The 17640-nt window shown below is 68.9% G+C and carries 17 protein-coding genes; 2 read left to right on the forward strand and 15 right to left on the reverse strand.

All coding sequences use genetic code 11. The features are described 5' to 3' along the window. Positions 1-296: 296 nt before the first annotated feature. The 11 genes from argH to G6N07_RS10705 all read right to left on the reverse strand — a co-directional run bounded on the left by argH (position 297) and on the right by G6N07_RS10705 (position 13395). Positions 297-1709 (reverse strand): argininosuccinate lyase, encoded by a 1413-nt coding sequence (gene argH, locus G6N07_RS10655; RefSeq protein WP_085191844.1) that lies wholly within the window; start codon positions 1707-1709, stop codon positions 297-299. A 79-nt stretch (positions 1710-1788) separates the two neighbouring features. Beyond that, a complete protein-coding gene (locus tag G6N07_RS10660; RefSeq protein ID WP_085191842.1) occupies positions 1789-2991 on the reverse strand; it encodes an argininosuccinate synthase in 1203 nt (400 codons plus the stop codon). Positions 2992-3004: 13 nt separating this feature from the next. Further along, positions 3005-3484 (reverse strand): arginine repressor, encoded by a 480-nt coding sequence (locus G6N07_RS10665; protein WP_085191840.1) that lies wholly within the window; start codon positions 3482-3484, stop codon positions 3005-3007. Then, the gene (gene argF / locus G6N07_RS10670; RefSeq protein ID WP_085191838.1) at positions 3481-4413 is read right to left on the reverse strand and encodes an ornithine carbamoyltransferase; all 933 of its coding nucleotides are present in this window, start codon (positions 4411-4413) and stop codon (positions 3481-3483) included. The genes G6N07_RS10665 and argF overlap by 4 nt, the downstream gene beginning before the upstream one ends. After that, positions 4410-5726 (reverse strand): acetylornithine transaminase, encoded by a 1317-nt coding sequence (locus tag G6N07_RS10675; RefSeq protein ID WP_244949062.1) that lies wholly within the window; start codon positions 5724-5726, stop codon positions 4410-4412. Before G6N07_RS10675 ends, argF begins: the two co-directional genes overlap by 4 nt. Further along, a complete protein-coding gene (argB, locus tag G6N07_RS10680) occupies positions 5723-6616 on the reverse strand; it encodes an acetylglutamate kinase (RefSeq protein ID WP_085191834.1) in 894 nt (297 codons plus the stop codon). Before argB ends, G6N07_RS10675 begins: the two co-directional genes overlap by 4 nt. Further along, positions 6613-7812 carry a bifunctional glutamate N-acetyltransferase/amino-acid acetyltransferase ArgJ gene (gene argJ, locus G6N07_RS10685; RefSeq protein WP_099050257.1) on the reverse strand — a complete coding sequence of 400 codons (1200 nt, stop codon included), beginning with the start codon at positions 7810-7812 and terminating at the stop codon, positions 6613-6615. Before argJ ends, argB begins: the two co-directional genes overlap by 4 nt. Further along, positions 7809-8843 (reverse strand): N-acetyl-gamma-glutamyl-phosphate reductase, encoded by a 1035-nt coding sequence (argC, locus tag G6N07_RS10690; RefSeq protein WP_372507549.1) that lies wholly within the window; start codon positions 8841-8843, stop codon positions 7809-7811. The genes argJ and argC overlap by 4 nt, the downstream gene beginning before the upstream one ends. A 65-nt stretch (positions 8844-8908) precedes the next feature. Then, positions 8909-11407, reverse strand: coding sequence for a phenylalanine--tRNA ligase subunit beta (pheT, locus tag G6N07_RS10695; RefSeq protein ID WP_085191828.1), 2499 nt, complete (start codon positions 11405-11407; stop codon positions 8909-8911). Next, complete coding sequence (gene pheS / locus G6N07_RS10700) at positions 11407-12441, reverse strand: phenylalanine--tRNA ligase subunit alpha (protein ID WP_099050256.1); 1035 nt, start codon at positions 12439-12441, stop codon at positions 11407-11409. Before pheS ends, pheT begins: the two co-directional genes overlap by 1 nt. Positions 12442-12507: 66 nt before the next feature. After that, on the reverse strand, positions 12508-13395 hold the full coding sequence (locus G6N07_RS10705) for an adenylate/guanylate cyclase domain-containing protein (RefSeq protein WP_085191825.1): 888 nt from the start codon (positions 13393-13395) through the stop codon (positions 12508-12510). A gap of 292 nt (positions 13396-13687) precedes the next feature. Between G6N07_RS10705 and G6N07_RS10710 the strand changes: the two genes are divergently transcribed. Further along, positions 13688-14935 carry an acyl-CoA dehydrogenase family protein gene (locus G6N07_RS10710; protein ID WP_085191824.1) on the forward strand — a complete coding sequence of 416 codons (1248 nt, stop codon included), beginning with the start codon at positions 13688-13690 and terminating at the stop codon, positions 14933-14935. Between the two features lie 79 nt (positions 14936-15014). Here the strand turns inward: G6N07_RS10710 and G6N07_RS10715 are convergent, their stop codons facing one another. Genes G6N07_RS10715 through infC form a run of 4 tightly spaced genes read right to left on the reverse strand, consistent with a single transcriptional unit; the run spans position 15015 to position 17049 of the window. After that, on the reverse strand, positions 15015-15761 hold the full coding sequence (locus G6N07_RS10715; protein ID WP_085191822.1) for a TrmH family RNA methyltransferase: 747 nt from the start codon (positions 15759-15761) through the stop codon (positions 15015-15017). Positions 15762-15787: 26 nt separating this feature from the next. After that, positions 15788-16186, reverse strand: a complete 399-nt coding sequence (rplT, locus tag G6N07_RS10720; RefSeq protein ID WP_085191820.1) for a 50S ribosomal protein L20 — start codon at positions 16184-16186, stop codon at positions 15788-15790. Between the two features lie 44 nt (positions 16187-16230). Next, positions 16231-16425 carry a 50S ribosomal protein L35 gene (gene rpmI, locus G6N07_RS10725; protein ID WP_011560373.1) on the reverse strand — a complete coding sequence of 65 codons (195 nt, stop codon included), beginning with the start codon at positions 16423-16425 and terminating at the stop codon, positions 16231-16233. A 39-nt stretch (positions 16426-16464) separates the two neighbouring features. Beyond that, a complete protein-coding gene (infC, locus tag G6N07_RS10730; protein ID WP_167535206.1) occupies positions 16465-17049 on the reverse strand; it encodes a translation initiation factor IF-3 in 585 nt (194 codons plus the stop codon). Between the two features lie 254 nt (positions 17050-17303). On the opposite strand from infC, the gene G6N07_RS10735 reads away from it, so the two are divergent. Continuing rightward, positions 17304-17639 carry a DUF1844 domain-containing protein gene (locus tag G6N07_RS10735; protein WP_085191818.1) on the forward strand — a complete coding sequence of 112 codons (336 nt, stop codon included), beginning with the start codon at positions 17304-17306 and terminating at the stop codon, positions 17637-17639. The last annotated feature ends 1 nt before the right edge of the window (position 17640 follow it).

A 17640-nucleotide genomic window follows, 5' to 3' on the forward strand; every position in this document is an offset into this window, starting at 1 on the left:
AACGCAAACTGGTCGGCCAGCACAGAACCGGGGGACGTCGTCGCGGTAGAAGTCCACGTGCGCGCGTTTGTACGTGCGAAGTTCCCCTCGTAGGGCGAGTCTCGGCCAGTCGTGCGGTCCGTGGGGCACTTCGGCTGCCCCCGCGCCGCGGCCCCACCACGTGGCCCCGCCGAGCAAGGTGCCCGAACCGAGGATCCGGTCGGCGTCGGCTGGGCGCGCTCCGGCCGTGAACGCCGGGGTGTCGGGGGGTTCCGCCTGGCACATAACGACCCACCGACGCCGTTCGGCCGTCTCCGTCACGACCTCAAACGTAGCCGTAGCCGGTCGGCGGTGTCGCGGACCACGTTGAGCTGTTTGGCCACCTGCACCGGTGCGGTCCCGCCGCGCGCGTCGCGGGAGTCCACCGACCCCTCGATCGTGAGGACTTCGCGGACCTCGCCGGTCAATTCGGGATGGATGCCAGTCAGTTCCGCATCTTCGAGGTCCTCCAGCCCGACACCGCGGGCTTCCGCCGCGCGCACCGCTGCGCCGGCCGCCTCGTGCGCCACCCGGAACGGAACCCCGCGGCGCACCAACCATTCCGCGACATCGGTGGCGAGCGTGAATCCCAGTGGCGCCAACTCGGCCATCCGGTCGACGTCGAAGCGAAGCGTGGAGACCAGCCCGGCGACGGCCGGCAACAGCAGCTCTAGCTGCGCGACCGAGTCGAAGACCGGCTCCTTGTCCTCCTGCAGATCGCGGTTGTAGGCCAGCGGCTGGGCCTTCAGGGTGGCGAGCAGCCCGGTCAGGTTGCCGATCAGCCGGCCGGATTTGCCGCGCGCCAGCTCGGCGATGTCCGGGTTCTTCTTCTGCGGCATGATAGAGCTGCCCGTCGACCAGGCGTCATGCAGCTCGACGTAGCCGAATTCGGTTGTACTCCAAAGGATGATGTCCTCGGCAAGTCGGGACAGGTCCACCCCGATCATCGCCAGCACGAACGACGCCTCGGCGGCGAAGTCCCGCGCGGCCGTCGCGTCGATCGAGTTGTCGGCCGCCGAGTCGAAACCCAGCTCGGCCGCGATCGCATCGGGGTCGAGTCCCAGTGAGGAACCCGCCAGCGCCCCTGAGCCGTACGGTGACACCGCCGCCCGCTTGTCGAAATCGGCGAGCCGCTCGACGTCGCGCAGCAGCGGGTGGGCATGGGCGAGCAGGTGATGGGCGAGCAGCACCGGCTGCGCCGACTGCAGGTGGGTTTTGCCGGGCATGATCGCTGTCGGGTGGGCGGCGGCCTGGGTCGCCAGGGCGCCCGCCACGTCCAGCACCCCGTCGGCGACACGGCGGATCGCGTCGCGCAGCCACGCCCGGAACAGGGTGGCGACCTGGTCGTTACGCGACCGTCCGGCCCGCAGCCGGCCCCCGAGCTCGGCTCCGACCCGGTCGATCAGGCCGCGTTCGAGAGCGCCGTGCACGTCCTCGTCGGTGACCAGCGGCGCGAAGGTGCCGTCGGCGACGTCGGACGCGAGGCGGTCCAGACCGGCGAGCAGGCCGTCACGCTGCTCTTCGGTCAGCAGTCCGGCCGAGAACAGGACGCGGGCATGGGCTTTCGACGCTGCGATGTCGTAGGGCGCCAGCACCCAGTCGAAGTGCGTCGACTTGCTGAGCGCGGCGAGCGCTTCGGCCGGCCCGTCGGCGAAGCGGCCACCCCACAACGAACCCTCGTTGGTGCTCATGGCGACACCACTGACGCGCCGAGATCGACGAAATGGCGGGTTCTTCTCGCACTTTCGCGCCCATGTGTTCGTTTGGGCGTCACTTGATGCCCAGGTCGCGGCGCGCGGAGATGCTTGACGACAGGCCGTGCACGTGCACGAAGCCCTTGGCCGCGGACTGGTCGAAGGTGTCACCTTCGTCGTAGGTCGCCAGGTTGAAGTCGTACAGCGACTCCGTGCTGCGCCTGCCGTTGACGGCGATGTGGCCGCCGTGCAACACCAGCCGAATCTCACCGGTGACGTGCTCCTGGGTCTTGGCAACGAACGACTCGAGCGCGGTCTTGAGCGGCGAGAACCACAGCCCGTCGTAGACCAGTTCGCCCCACTTCTGGTCGGTGTTCCGCTTGAACCGGCCGAGTTCGCGTTCCAGCGTGACGTGCTCGAGTTCGGTGTGCGCGGTGATCAGCACCATCGCACCGGGTGCCTCGTAGATCTCGCGGCTCTTGATGCCGACCAACCGGTCCTCGACGACGTCGAGGCGGCCGACCCCTTGGGCGCCGGCGCGGCGGTTGAGTTCCTCGATCGCCTGCAGGACGGTCACGTCGCGGCCGTCGATCGACACCGGCACGCCCCGGTCGAAGCCCACGATCACCTCGTCGGGGGTGCTCCAGTTCAGCGTCGGATCCTCGGTGTAGTCGTAGACGTCCTTGGTAGGCGCGTTCCACAGGTGCTCGAGGAATCCGGTCTCGACCGCACGGCCCCACACGTTCTGGTCGATCGAGAACGGCGATCGCTTGGTGACGTTGATCGGGATGGCGTTCTCCTCGGCGAACGCGATCGCCTTCTCGCGCGTCCACGCATAGTCACGCACCGGCGCCAACACCTCGAGATCGGGGGCAAGAGAGGCGAACCCGACCTCGAAGCGGACTTGGTCATTGCCCTTACCGGTGCAGCCGTGCGCGACGATGCCGCCGCCGTACGCACGCGCCGCATCGACGAGGTGCTTGACGATGAGCGGCCGGCTCAGCGCGGAGACCAGCGGATACCGGTCCATGTAGAGCGCGTTGGACTGGATGGCGGGCAGACAGTAGTGCTCGGCGAACTCGTCGCGGGCATCCACGACCACGGCCTCGACGGCGCCGCAGTCGACGGCGCGCTGACGCACGACGTCCATGTCCTCGCCGCCCTGGCCGAGGTCGATGGCGACGGCCACCACCTCGCGCCCGGTCTCCTTGCCGATCCAGCTGATCGCCACCGAGGTGTCCAGACCGCCGGAGTACGCCAGGATGACGCGTTCGGACATGACCAATCTCCTCTTACTTCAGGTTCTCGATGGAGGCGGCCAGCTCGACACCCGTCATGGGCTCGCGGGCCACCACCATGATGGTGTCGTCGCCGGCGATGGTGCCGACGACGTACGGCAGCGCGGCCCTGTCGAGCGCACTGGCGAGATAGTGTGCCGCGCCGGGCGGTGTGCGCAGTACGGCGAGGTTGCCGCTGGCGTCCGTGGACACCAGCAGGTCACCGAGCAGCCTGGTGAGCCGTTCGGTTCCCCCGGAGACACCCCGTACGGGGCTGCCGTCCTCGGGGACGACGTAGACACCGACGCCACCGTCGGCACCGCGCAGTTTGACCGCACCGAGTTCCTCGAGGTCGCGCGAGAGCGTGGCCTGCGTGACCTCGATGCCTTCGTCGGCGAGCTTGGCGGCCAGCTCACCCTGGCTGCGCACGGAGTACGACGACAGGATCGCCACGATTCGTGCCTGCCGTCCGGCCCGCGTGGTCGCCGAGGTCATGGTCCGACTCCCGCTCGCTCCATCAGCCATACCAGCAGCGCTTTCTGCGCATGCAGCCGGTTCTCGGCCTCGTCCCACACCGCGCTGTGCCGGCTGTCGATGACCTCATCGGTGATTTCGTGTCCGCGGTGCGCCGGAAGGCAATGCAACACCACCGCTTCGGTGTCGGCACGGTTCAGTAGACCGGTGTTGACCTGGAACGGCCGGAACGGCCCCTCCCGGTCGAGGCCGTCGTTCTCCTGACCCATCGACGTCCACGTGTCCGTGACGAGGACGTCGACCCCGTCGGCGGCCTGGTGCGGGTCGGCGGTGACGGTGACCGATCCGCCGGTCTGCTGTGCGCGCTCGTGCGCCGCGGCCACGAACATCGGGTGCGGTTCGAAGCCGAGCGGCGCCGCGATCGTCACGTGCATGCCGGCGGTGGCGCCGCCGAGCATCAGCGAGTGAGCCATGTTGTTGGCGCCGTCACCGAAGTAGGCCATCCGCAGGCCGGCCACGGCGCCCCGGCGCTCGATCAGCGTCTGCAGGTCGGCGAGGACCTGACACGGGTGGAAGTCGTCGGACAGCGCGTTGATCACCGGCACCGTCGCGCCGGCGGCCATTGCGGTGAGCCGGTCCTGGGCGAAGGTGCGCCATACGATCGCATCCACGTAGCGCGACAACACTTTCCCGGTGTCCTCGAGGGTCTCCTCGCGGCCGAGTTGGGTGCTGCGCCCGTCGACTACGACGGCGTGCCCGCCGAGTTGGGCGATGCCCATCTCGAAGGAGAACCGCGTGCGCGTCGAGTTCTTGTCGAAGATGACGGCGACACCGCGGGGTCCGGCGAGCGGGCGGTGCAGCAGCGGGTCCTTCTTCAGGTCCGCGGCCAGAGCGAGCACCTCGGCCTGCTCGTCGGGGGTGAGGTCGTCGTCACGCAGGAAATGTCTCATCTGTCGGACACCTCGGCGGCCGCGGGGGTTGAATCGCCGCCTCCGGCCGCGGGGGTTGAATCGCCGCCTCCGGCCGCGGGGGTTGAATCGCCGCCTCCGGCCGCGGGGGTTGAATCGCCGCCTCCGGCCGCGGGGGTTGAATCGCCGCCTCCGGCCGCGGTGTCGAGCACGCCGGGAAGCGCACCGAGGAAGGCGTCGACCTGGGCTTCGGTGACGACCAACGGCGGGGCCAGCCGGATGACGTCGGGTGCGGCCGCGTTGACCAGGAACCCCGCGCCGCGCGCGGCGGTCTCCACGGACTTGGCGGCGGCGGCGCGCAAAGCGATCCCGATCAGCAGGCCCCGGCCCCGGACGTGGTCCACCAGGGGGTGGTTGCACTCCTCGATCCCGTGGTGCAGGGTCTTGCCCAGCACCGCGGCGCGGGTAATGAGACCGTCGTCGGCCAGCGTCTTGAGCACGGCCAGCGCGGCGGCGGTACACACCGGGTTGCCGCCGAACGTGCTGCCGTGCAAGCCCGGTGTCAGCAGATCGCCGACGGGCCCGACGGCCAGGCAGGCGCCGATCGGCAGACCGCCGCCGAGCCCCTTGGCCAGCGTTACGACGTCGGGGGTGATGCCGTCGTGCTGGTGGGCGTAGAACACGCCGGTGCGGCCGACGCCGGTCTGCACTTCGTCGACGACCAGCAGGGCACCGTGGCGGGTGGTGATCTCGCGCGCCGCGGCCAGGTAGCCGGCCGGCGGGACGACGACGCCGCCCTCGCCCATGATCGGTTCGAGGAACACCGCCGCGGTCTCCGAATCGACAGCGCGCGCAAGTTCGTCGATGTCGCCGAACGGTACGTGGGTGACGTGGCCCGGCAGCGGTTCGAACGGCGCCTGCTTGGCCGGCTGGCCGGTCAGCGCGAGCGATCCCATCGTGCGGCCGTGGAAGGCATTCTGCGCGGCCACGATCCGGGTGCGGCCCGTCAACCGGGTGATCTTGAAGGCCACCTCGTTGGCCTCGGTGCCGGAATTGCAGAAGAACACCCGCGCGGGGGCACCGAGGTGTCCGACGAGCGCCTCTGCCAGGGCGATACCGGGTTCGGTGGCGTACAGGTTCGAGGTGTGGCCCAGTGTGTTGAGCTGGCGGGTCACCGCCTCGATGACGGCGGGGTGACGGTGGCCGAGCACGTTGACCGCGATACCACCGAGCAGGTCGACGTAAGACCTGCCGTCGGTGTCGGTGACCACGGCGCCGTCACCGCCGGCGAGGGACAACGACGGGGTGCCGTAGTTGTTCATCATCACGGCTTGCCACCGGTCTTGGAGCGTCACGTACTCACCACCTTGGTGCCGGTCCCCTCGTCGGTGAACAGTTCGACCAGCACACAGTGTTCGACACGGCCGTCGATGACGTGGGCGCTGGGCACACCGTCGGTGACCGCGCGCAGGCATGCCTCGATCTTGGGGACCATTCCGGCCTCCAGCGTCGGCAAGAGCTTCGTCAGTTCAGCGGTGTCGATCTGGTTCACCAGCGAGTTGCGGTCCGGCCAGTCCGTGTAGAGCCCTTCGATGTCGGTGAGCATCAGGAGTTTCTCGGCGTTCAACGCGGCCGCCAGCGCAGCCGCAGCGGTGTCGGCGTTGATGTTGTGCACCACGCCGTTCACGTCTGGCGCGATCGTCGACACCACCGGGATACGGCCGGCCGAGATCAGGTCGAGGACGGCTTCGCTACTGACGTGCTCGACGTCGCCGACCAGTCCGATGTCGGTGGACACCCCGTCGACGATGACGTCGCGGCGCACTGCGGTGAACAAATGTGCATCCTCGCCGGTGATGCCGACGGCGTACGGTCCGTGCGTGTTGATCAGCCCGACGAGTTCGCGGCCGACCTGCCCGAAGAGCACCATCCGTGCCACGTCGAGCACTTCTGGTGTGGTCACCCGGAAGCCACCCCGAAAGTCGCCGGGGATGCCGAGGCGTTGGAGCATGGCGCTGATCTGCGGACCGCCACCGTGGACGACGACGGGGTGGACGCCGCAGTTGCGCAGGAACACCATGTCGGCGGCGAACGCGGCCTTGAGGGTGTCGTCGGTCATGGCGTTGCCGCCGTATTTGATCACGACGATCTTGCCGTGCAGTTGTTTGAGCCACGGCAGCGCCGCGGCGAGTACCTGAGCTTTGGTCGCGGTCGCGGTCGCGTCGGACTCGGTGCCCGCGCTCATGAGCTGTACGCCGAGTTCTCTTCGACGTAGGCGTGCGACAGGTCGGTGGTGCGCACCGTCGCCTGCCCTGCGCCCAGCCCGAGGTCGACGCTGACGTCGATGTCCGCGCCACTCAGGTCGACGTCGCGGGCACCGGGCGCTCCGACGCCGTCGGCGAAGGTGGGTTGCCCGTTAAACGCCACCGTGATCCGATTCGGGTCGATGGTGAACGGCACCATCCCGACCGCGGCCAGCACCCGGCCCCAGTTCGGATCGGAACCGAATAGCGCCGTCTTGACCAGGCTGTCCCGGGCGAGCAGCCGGGCCGCGGTGAGCGCGTCGTCCTCGGTCGGTGCACCGGTGACGGTGATGGCGATGCGCTTGGTGACGCCTTCGGCGTCGGCCTGCAACTGTGCGCAGAGGTCGTCGCACACCTGCAGGACCGCGTCGTCGAGTTGCTCCTGGGTGGGCGCGATCTCGCTGGCGCCCGAGGCGAGCAGCAGCACGGTGTCGTTGGTCGAGCAGCTGCCGTCGATATCGAGGCGGTCGAAGGTGCGCGCCGCCGCACGGCGTAACGCCGTGTCGAGCGCTTCGGAACCGGCCACGGCGTCGGTGGTGAGCACGCACAGCATGGTGGCCAGCGCGGGCGCCATCATGCCGGCGCCTTTGGCCATCGCACCGACGGTCCAGTTGTCCGGCTGGTGTAGCGCAACCTGTTTCGGCACGGTGTCGGTGGTCATGATGGCGCGGGCGGCCTCCTCACCGCCCGACAGACCGCCGGCCATCTCGTGGACCACCTCGGCGACTCCGGCGAGCACCTTGTCCATCGGCAGCCGGTCGCCGATCAGACCGGTCGAGCAGACGGCGACCTCGATCGCGCCGGTCTCCGACCCCCAATCCGACAGCGCCGCGGCGACCGCCTCGGCGGTGGCATGGGTGTCCTGGAATCCGAGCGGGCCGGTGCAGGCATTGGCTCCGCCGGAGTTGAGCACCACCGCGCGCAGCCGTCCGGTGGTGAGGACCTGGCGGCTCCACAACACCGGCGCCGCCTGAACCTGGTTACGGGTGAACACACCGGCGGCAGTGTGGTCGGGACCTTCGTTGAGCACGAGGGCGAGGTCAAGTGCACCCGAAGCCTTGATGCCGGCCGCGATACCGGCGGCCCGGAAGCCGGCGGGTGCGGTGACGCCCTGGCTGCGGACCAGCTTCGCGGTCACGGAGCAACCCCCACGACCGAGAGGCCCGCGGTCTCCGGCCAGCCCAGCGCAAGGTTCATCGACTGCACGGCGGCGCCGCCGGTGCCCTTGACCAGGTTGTCGATCGCCGCGATGGCGATGAACGTCCGCGCGTCTTCGTCGACGGCGACGGCCAGTTGCGCGGCGTTGCTGCCGATCACCGAACCGGTCTTGGGTAGCTGACCCTCGGGCAGCAGATGGACGAAAGGCTCTGCACCGTACGCTTTCTCGTACGCGGCCCGTAGCTGCGACAGCGACGCTGACGTGCGCGCGGTGCAGGTCGCGAGGATGCCCCGCGAGGTGGGGATCAGCACCGGGGTGAACGACACCGTGACGTCTCTGTCGGTCACTGCCCGCAGGCCCTGCGCGATCTCCGGGGTGTGCCGGTGCTTTCCGCCCACGTTGTAGGCCCGCGCCGATCCGATCACCTCGGCTCCGAGCAGATCGGTCTTCGCGGCCCGGCCGGCGCCGGACGTACCGCTGACCGCGACGACGGTCACTGCCGGTTCGACCAGATCCTCGGCGACAGCGGGCAGCAGCGCCAGCAGCGCTGCGGTGGGATAGCAGCCGGGCACGGCGATGCGCTTGGCTCCGGTGAGGCGGTCGCGGGCACCGGGCAGTTCGGGGAGGCCGTACGGCCAGCTACCGGCGTGCGCCGAGCCGTAGAACCTTTCCCACGCGGCCGCGTCGGTGAGCCGGAAGTCGGCACCGCAGTCGATGATCAGCGTGTCGTCGCCGAGCTGTTCGGCCAGCGCGGCGGAGTGTCCGTGCGGGAGGCCGAGGAAGACGACGTCGTGGCCGGACACCGTCTCGACGTCGGTGGCATCGAGGACGCGGCCCGCCAGCGGAAGCAGGTGTGGGTGGTGCTCGCCGAGCAGCGTGCCAGCGCTACCCGCTGCGGTCAGCGCACCGATCGCGAGCCGGCCGTCGGAGTAGGCGGGATGGCCGAGCAGCAGGCGCAGGATCTCCCCGCCGGCGTATCCGCTGGCCCCGGCGACCGCGACAGAAGTCATTCCTCGATTCTGCATGATTATGCAGACAGATGCAAAATCACTTACATCTGCTGCGACCCCGACGGTCAGCGGCGTTGTTCGGCGCCGACGCGTTCGGCCGCGGCCTGAACAGCGGCCTCGCGGGCGGCGCTCGCCTCGTCCTCTGTCAGGGTGCGGTCGGCAGCGCGAAAACGTAGGGCCAATGCCAGGGATTTACGGCCCTGCCCGATCTGCGGACCGGTGTACACGTCGAACACGCGCACGTCCTCGAGCAGCTCTCCAGCGCCGGCGCGCACCGCGTCGACCACGCTCTGGGCCGCGACGTCGTCGTCCACGATCAAGCTGACGTCCTGGAAGACGGCCGGGAACGGTGAGACACGCGGGGCAGGCCGGCGCTCGGTGATCGGCACCGCGTCGAGGTCCAGTTCGACCGCGCAGGTGCCCTTGGGCAGACCGGCCCGTTCCACGACCGCCGGATGCAGTTGTCCGGCATACCCGACGACGGTGTCTCCGATCAGCACCTCGGCGCATCGTCCGGGATGCCATGGCAGGTGCTGCCCGGAGCGCAGCGTGAAGTCCACTCCGGCCGCACGGCCCACGATGCGTACCATCTCGAACGCGTCGGCGGCCTCCACCGGTCGGCCGCGACCCCACGGCCCGGCCGGTTCCCGCATACCGGCCAGCACGGCACCGACGTGTTGGGGCTGACGCGGTAGCGAGGCGTCGAGGGTGGCGATCTCCTCGTCGGTCGGACGGCGGTTGTTGGGTATCCGCTCGACGGCCCGGGTCTCCTCGGTGGGTTCGACCACCTGGGCAATGGCGAACAACGCGGTGTCGGCCGCCCCGCGGGAGACGTTGCGAGCCAACGCCTCGAGCAGTCCGGGCAACAGGGTCGTGGCCAGATGTGGCCGGTCGGCCTCCAACGGGTTGAGCACCTCGGTGGTGACCCGGCGAGGATCGTCGGCGGCGAGGCCCCACACGTCGAAGACGCCGGCGGGCAGGAACGGGGTGGGCAGGATCTCGACGTAACCGCTCAGCGCCAGCGACTTGCTTATCGCGCGGCGGCGCTTCTGGCCGGCGCTCAGCCCGCGACCGGCGGGCGCGGCGGGCAGCACAGAGGGGATCTGCTCGAGGCCTTCGAGGCGCAGCACCTCCTCCACCAGGTCGGCGGGCTCCCTGATGTCGGGGCGCCAGCTGGGCGGGACGGCCGTCACCCGGTCGCCGTCGACGCTCACCTCGGCACCGATTTGGGTCAGCCGCTTCTCGGTGCTGCCCGGCGCGTAGTCCACGCCGGCCGTGCGATCGGGCCGGTCGAGAGCCATCGACACCGGCGGCGGCGACCAGTCCTCGCGCGGCGGGTCACCGCGCCAGTCGGTCAACCGAGGTTCGACAGCGCCGCCTGCGATGTCGGCGAGCAGGGCGGCGCACCGGTCGAGCGCCGCAACGGAGATGGCCGGGTCGACCGTGCGCTCGTAGCGGCGGCCGGCCTCGCTGGCCAGACGCAACCTCCGCTGGGTGCGCGACACCGCGGCCGGATCCCACACCGCCGCCTCCAGCAGCACGTCGGTGGTGGTCTCACGGACCTCTGTCGTGCCCGCTCCCATCACGCCGCCGATCGCGGCGGTGGCCGCATCGTCGACGATCAGCACGTCGGCCGGGTCCAGTCGGCGCTGCACGTCGTCGAGTGTGACGACAGTCTCACCGGGTTCGGCGAAGCGCACCCGGAACCCGCCGGTGATCAGGCTGCGGTCGTGGGCGTGCATCGGGTGACCCAACTCGAGCATCACGTAGTTGGTGACGTCGACCGCCGGGGAGATGGCACGGATGCCGGACAGCAGCAGGCGGCGCTGCAGCCACCACGGCGACACGGCAGCGGGGTCGATACCGGCGACCGGACGCAGGACGAAGCGCCGTACGCCGGTTCCCGCGTCGATGGTCACCGGCAGCGCCTGCCCCTCCACCGGCAGGGCGGGCACTCGCACCGGATCGAAGGCCGGGTCGATGTAGTGGAGGTCGTAGGCGCAGGCGATCTCACGGGCCATTCCGCGCACCGACAGGCAGTAGCCGCGGTCGGGCGTGATCGCGAGGTCGAACACGATGTCGTCGAGGCCGAGCACCTCGGCGGCCGGCGCGCCGGGCGCGGCGGTCCCGGGCGGCAGGACCAGGATGCCGGAGTGGTCCGTACCGAGGTTCAGTTCGGCCGTCGAGCAGATCATCCCGTCGGAGGTGCGGGCGTAGGTTTTGCGCGTCGCTATCTCGACATTGCCGGGCAGGGTGGTGCCGGGCAGCGCCACCACCACCAGATCGCCGACCGCGAAGTTGGTCGCGCCGCAGACGATGTCACGGTGCTCGGGTTCGCCGACGTCCACCTTGACCGCGCGAATCGGCTTCTTGAACTCGGTGAGCTCCTCCACTTCGGCGACCCGGCCGATGGTCAAGGGTCCGGTCACCGGACCGACCGGCCGCACGCCCTCGACCTCGTGGCCGATGCGGATCAGAGTCTGTTCGAGTTCCTCGGGCGACACGTCCCACCCAGGGGCGCCGGCAGCCACGACTTCGTGCAGCCAACTGTACGGCAGCCGCATCAGGCGCCCACCCCGAACGGCAGCGAGAACCGGACGTCACCTTCAACGATGTCGCGCATATCGGGGATCCCGTTGCGGAACTGCAACGTTCGCTCCAAACCCATGCCGAATGCGAAACCGGAATACGTGTCGGGATCGATCCCGCAGGCGCGCAGGACGTTCGGGTTGACCATGCCGCACCCGCCCCACTCCACCCAGCCGGGGCCGCCCTTCTTGCCGGGAAACCACACGTCCACCTCGGCCGAGGGTTCGGTGAAAGGGAAGAAGTGCGGCCGGAACCGGGTGCGGCCCTGCGGACCGAACACTGCCCGCGCGAACGCGTCCAAGGTCCCGCGCAGGTGCGCCATGGTCAGGCCTTGGTCGACGGCGAGCCCTTCGACCTGATGGAACACCGGCGTGTGGGTCGCGTCGAGTTCGTCGGTGCGGAAGGTGCGGCCGATCGAGACGATGTAGACGGGCAGATCGCGTTCCAGCAGGGCACGAATCTGCACCGGCGAGGTGTGCGTGCGCAGCACCTGACGGGATCCCTCGGGCGCGATGTGGAACGTGTCCTGCTCGCTGCGCGCCGGGTGGTCCGGCGGGAAGTTGAGCGCATCGAAGTTGAACTGTTCGGTCTCGACCTCAGGCCCTTCGGCGAGCTCCCAGCCCATCGCGACGAAGGTGTCGGCGACGTTCTCGGCGAGGATCGTGATGGGGTGGCGCGCACCGACCGGTTGACGCGTCGACGGCAGCGTGACGTCGATGCGTTCGGCGACCAGGACCGCCGCGTCTCGTTCGGCGCGCAATGCGGCGAGGCGCTCGTCATAGCTGTGCTGGACCTCTGAGCGTGCCACGTTGACACGCTTGCCCGCATCGGCGCGCTCTGTCTTGGGCAGGCTCCCCAGTAACTGGCGGGCCACCGCGATCGGTGACCGGTCACCGAGGTGTTCGGTTTTAGCGCGGGCCAGCGAGTCGAGATCGGAAGCCGAGTCAAACGCACCGCGGGCCGCGTCGACCGCGTCGGTCAACGCCTCTTCAGACAGGTTTCCGGCCATTCCGGGCTGCTCAGCCACCCGGCGATCATAGGTGATCGCCTTGAGCGCCCTCGCGACCGTTTCCCGCTAGGAGTCGTCGTCGGTGGAGTCCTCCCCCGCCGGCCTGCTCCTGCGTAACCGGTACATGGCCAACTCGGGGGGCACACCGTCGGGTTTGAGGCTGAACACCTGCCTGCGCTGACGCTTGACGGTGACGTTCATCGCTGCGAGGTCCTCGGCAGAAATCTGGTCGAGCGTGGTCTGCGAGACGACCAACCCGCCTCGGGTCGCCCGCTCCATCACCCGGGAGGCGATGTTGACGTCCACCCCTAGCCAGTCCGAGCCGATCCGGTGCGGCCTGCCGGTGTGGGCGCCCACCCGCATCCGGGGGATGTACCCGTCGACCTCGACCGATCCGACCGCGGCCATCGCGTTGAGCACCGCGCGCACCGCCGTGCCTGCATCTGTGAACACCGCCATGGATCCGTCGCCCATGCGTTTGACGATCCGTCCGCCGGCTTCCAGCAGCGGCGGTTCGTACGCCTGGGCGACGCGGCGCAACAACCGCAGGGTGGCGTCGTCACCGGCGGTCAGCGACCACGACGAGAATCCGACCAAATCGCTGAAAACCAGGGTGACTTCCGGGTTCGCCGGTTTGCCCGAGACCTTCTCGGTCACGGCCTGCCAGATTTGCAGCGCGCCGAGGCTGACCTCACGCGACGCCGCCTCGCGGTCGAGCAGCCGGTCCGCGACGCGCGCCGCGGCCCGTGGCCCGCCCACCCCGTCCGCGGACAGGGGATCCCCGAAGTCGGGGTCTCCCGGCAGCGCCCGGCGCGCGCGGCGCAGGAACTCGAGGACACCGGGACTGTGGTTGGCCCTGTAGAACCAGCCCAGCGGTCCCGCCGATCCGCGCGGTTGCACCGGCTGCGCGTCATCGGTACCACCGGATCGTTCACCGAAGGGCTCGACCTCCACGCCGCCAAGCGTATGCGGCGGCCCGGAGCGCGGCCAACGAGCGCCCCGTCACGGGCTGCATGCATCCACAGTCTCCAAGGCACCAGACCAGTGTCCGAGGCACCAGACCGCGCTGGCGCCGAGCGGCGCTACCACGCGCGCGATCGCCGAGACGTTCTACTGGGCGCATGCCACGGGCTGCACGTCCCGCGCCGCAGGACTGATCACAAAACTGGGGTCGCTGGTGCGCACAACGTGCTCTTTGGCGGGGCTGCGTCCAGCCCCGTCGAGGCGGTAAGGCAGCCTGAAGGGCATGCTCGAGTGGTCTGATGTCGATCTTGCCGTGCGTGACGCCGTACGGGAGTTCGTCGACAAAGAAATCCGTCCGCATGTCGACGCTCTCGAGAGCGGCGAGATGGAGCCCTACCCCCTCATCCGAAACCTGTTCAGGACTTTCGGAATCGACGCGATGGCGAAGGAGTCGCTGGACAAACGGTTCGCACGCCTGCGCGAGCAAGACTCGTCGTCGTCCCGGGGCCCCAATTCCGGCGGCATGTTCGGTGGCGAAGGCGCGAGCGCCGGTATGGGCTTCGTCGTGGTCAGCGAGCTGTGCCGGGTGTGCATGGGCGTCGTGACCGGCATGGGGGTCAGTCTCGGGCTGACGGTGCCGACGATCATGGGCCGCGGAACGCTCGCCCAGCAGGAGCGCTGGCTACCCGCACTGGTGACCTATGAGAAGGTCGGCGCTTGGGCGATCACCGAACCGGATTCCGGTTCGGACGCGTTCGGCGGCATGAAGTCCTATGTGGTCCGCGACGGTGAGGACTACATCCTCAACGGGCAGAAGACGTTCATCACCAACGGTCCCGACGCCGACGTCGTGGTTGTCTACGCCAAACTGGACGAAGGCGACGGCACCGACAAGCGTGACCGCAAGGTGCTCACGTTCGTGCTCGACCGCGGCATGGAGGGCTTCGTGCAGTCGAAGCCGTTCCGGAAGATGGGCATCCACTCCTCCCGCACCGGTGAACTGTTCTTCAACAACGTGCGTTTGGGACGCGACCGCCTGCTAGGCGAGACCGAGGACAACGAAGCCGGCGACGGTCGCGACAGCGCGCGGTCGAGCTTCTCCACCGAACGCATCGGCGTGGCCGCCATGGCACTCGGCGTGATCGAGGAGTGTCTGCGCCTTTCAGTCGACTACGCCCGCAGCCGGACGTTGTGGGGCAAGGAGATCGGGCAGTTCCAGCTCATCCAGCTCAAGCTCGCCACCATGGAGGTGGCCCGGATGAACGTGCGGAATATGTTGTTCCGCGTTATCGAGGCGTCACAGACCCGCACGCCGATCTCGCTTGCCGAAGCGTCGGCCATCAAGTGGTACTGCTCGCAGGCCGCCACCGACGTCGCCATGGAGGCGGTCCAACTGTTCGGCGGCAACGGGTACATGACCGAGTACCGCGTCGAACAGCTGGCCCGTGACGCGAAATCGCTGATGATCTACGCCGGCAGCAACGAAGTTCAGATAACGCACGTGGCGAAGGGTCTGCTGCGCGACCACTGAGCGGTCACCGTGCGCCGAGTGTGCGATCAGTCCGAGGATCAGCCCGATCCTCGCGGTGAATCCACACGCGGCGCAGCCGTCAGTGGGCGCGCATGACGCGGGCGCTCTGGTAGAGGCAGATCGCCGCGGCGGCGGCGACGTTGAGGCTTTCAGCGCTGCCTGCCATCGGGATGGTCACCCGGGCATCGGCGAGCGCGGCCACCTCCTGTGCGAGCCCGTGGGCCTCGGCGCCGAACAGCCACGCCGTCGGCGCGGACAGGTCCGCATCGTCAAGGCTCACCTCGCCGTCGAGCGTGGTGGCGAGCACCCGCAGCCCGGCGCCGCGCAGCTCGCCGATCAGTTCCTTGGTGTCGGGGGCCTCGACGACGGAAACCCCGAAGATGCTGCCCGCCGAGGCACGCAGACACTTACCGTTGTAAGGGTCCACACTGTTTCCGGCCAGGATCACCGCGTCGGCGGCCATGGCGTCGGCGAGCCGGATCAGCGTGCCCGCATTACCGGGTTCGGATGTCTCGACCGCCACCGCCACGAGTCGTGGGGAAGCGTGAAGCACGTCCTCCAGCGACACCTCGGGCAACCGGCACACCGCGACCAGCCCGACCGGAGTCACCGTATCCGACAGCGCTTTTGCCGCCCGCTCGGTGACCAGCTGGACGTCGGTGCCGGCGAGCAGCGACGCGAAGCGCGCAGCGGCGTCCTCGGTGGCGAAGACCTCTGATACGACACCGCGCCGCAACGCGGCCTCCAGGAGGTTGGGTCCCTCGGCGAGGAAGCGTGCGGCGCGGCGGCGGCCGACGTGTCGGTGGAGTTTGACCGCTGCCGCCACTCGGGCGGAGCGCTCCGTGAGCAGGGTCAGGCGGCCTCGTCAGACGTCGTTGCCGGCGCATTCACATCAGCGGGCAGCGCGGCCTTGGCCACCTCGACCAGCGCGGTGAACGCGGCGGCATCGCTTACGGCGATTTCGGCGAGGTTCTTGCGGTCGACCTCGACGCCGGCGGCCTTGAGGCCCTGGATCAGCCGGTTGTAGGTGATGTCGTTGGCGCGGGCCGCGGCGTTGATCCGGGAGATCCACAGCTTGCGGAAATCACCCTTGCGCGCCCGCCGGTCGCGGTAGGCGTAGGTGAGTGAGTGCAGCTGCTGCTCTTTGGCCTTGCGGTAAAGGCGGGACCGCTGGCCGCGGTAGCCCTTGGAGGCCTTGAGGATTGTGCGGCGCTTCTTCTGGGCGTTGACTGCGCGCTTGACGCGTGCCATGGGTGGTTCCTATCTCGTGGGACTGGGAAAGGTCGATTCGTCGCTCAGCCGTTGAGCATCTTGTTGATGCGCGGGGCGTCGTTGGCCGACACCTGTGTGCGGCCGGCCAGGCGGCGCGTGCGCTTGGTGGGCTTGTGCTCCATCAGGTGGCGCCGATTTGCCTTCTGGCGCACGATCTTTCCGGTGCCGGTACGCCGGAAGCGCTTCGACGCGCCGCTGTGGGTCTTGGCCTTGGGCATGGAGGTCCTCTTGATTCTGTTCGGGGGTGTGGGGCAGTACTACGTGGCGTCCGGGCCGGGAGCCGACTCACGGGGACGTTCTGCTTGCTCCGCCGCTTTGGCACGAGTCTTCGCGCCGCGATGCGGGGCCAGCACCATCGTCATGTTGCGGCCGTCCTGCTTCGCGGACGTCTCGACGAAGCCGTATTCGGCGACATCGGCGCCCAGGCGCTGCAGGAGTCGGAAGCCCAGTTCGGGCCGTGACTGCTCACGCCCGCGGAACATGATCGTCACCTTGACCTTGGACCCGGCTTCGAGGAAGCGGATGACGTGACCCTTCTTGGTCTCGTAATCGTGCGGGTCGATCTTGGGACGCAGCTTCTGTTCCTTGACGACGGTCTGCTGCTGGTTTTTGCGAGACTCGCGTGCCTTCTGGGCCGTCTCGTACTTGAACTTTCCGTAGTCCATGATCTTGCAGACGGGCGGCTTGGCGTCCGGTGCGACTTCGACGAGGTCGAGATCGGCATCCGCGGCGACGCGGAGTGCATCTTCGATGCGCACAATGCCTACCTGCTCACCGCCCGGTCCGATCAGGCGAACTTCGGGTACGCGGATGCGCTCGTTGACGCGGGTCTCAGTGCTGATGGGGCCTCCTATGTTGTGTTCTCCCGGGAGTCCACTGGCCCATTCCGCACCTGCCCGCCAGAGCAGGATGGCCCTGCGCTGCAGGGCCCGTTGCCGACCGATCGCGGCACGCGCCGCCTGCGCAGACAGCGCAGAACCGGCATCCTCGATGCCGATCACCGGACCGCTGTGCCGAGGTGGCCAGCGGTGGGAGTGGGACTCCACTTGTTGTCCTGACCTCAGGCAGGACTGTCGCGCATGCCAGTCTAACAGCCATGACCGACGATCCAGACATTCGCGACCTCAGCGATATTCCCGCCGTCGAGGTGATCACCCGTTCGGCGGTGATGCTGATGAGCGCGGCCGCCGAGAAGCTGGGTCTCTCCCACGACAATCCCGACGAGAGCCCGCACCGTGACCTCGACGAGGCCCGCAGGCTGATCACCGCCCTTGCCGGTCTGGTGGCCGCGTCGGCCGAATACCTCGGCCCACATGCCGGACCCGTTCGCGACGGTCTCAAGACGCTGCAACTGGCGTTCCGCGAAGCCAGCGCCGCCCCCGACGAACCCGGTAAGGGTCCCGGAGAGAAATACACTGGTCCGGTCTGGTGAT

This window comes from Mycolicibacterium doricum (assembly GCF_010728155.1).
GTDB classification, from domain to species: Bacteria; Actinomycetota; Actinomycetes; order Mycobacteriales; family Mycobacteriaceae; genus Mycobacterium; species Mycobacterium doricum.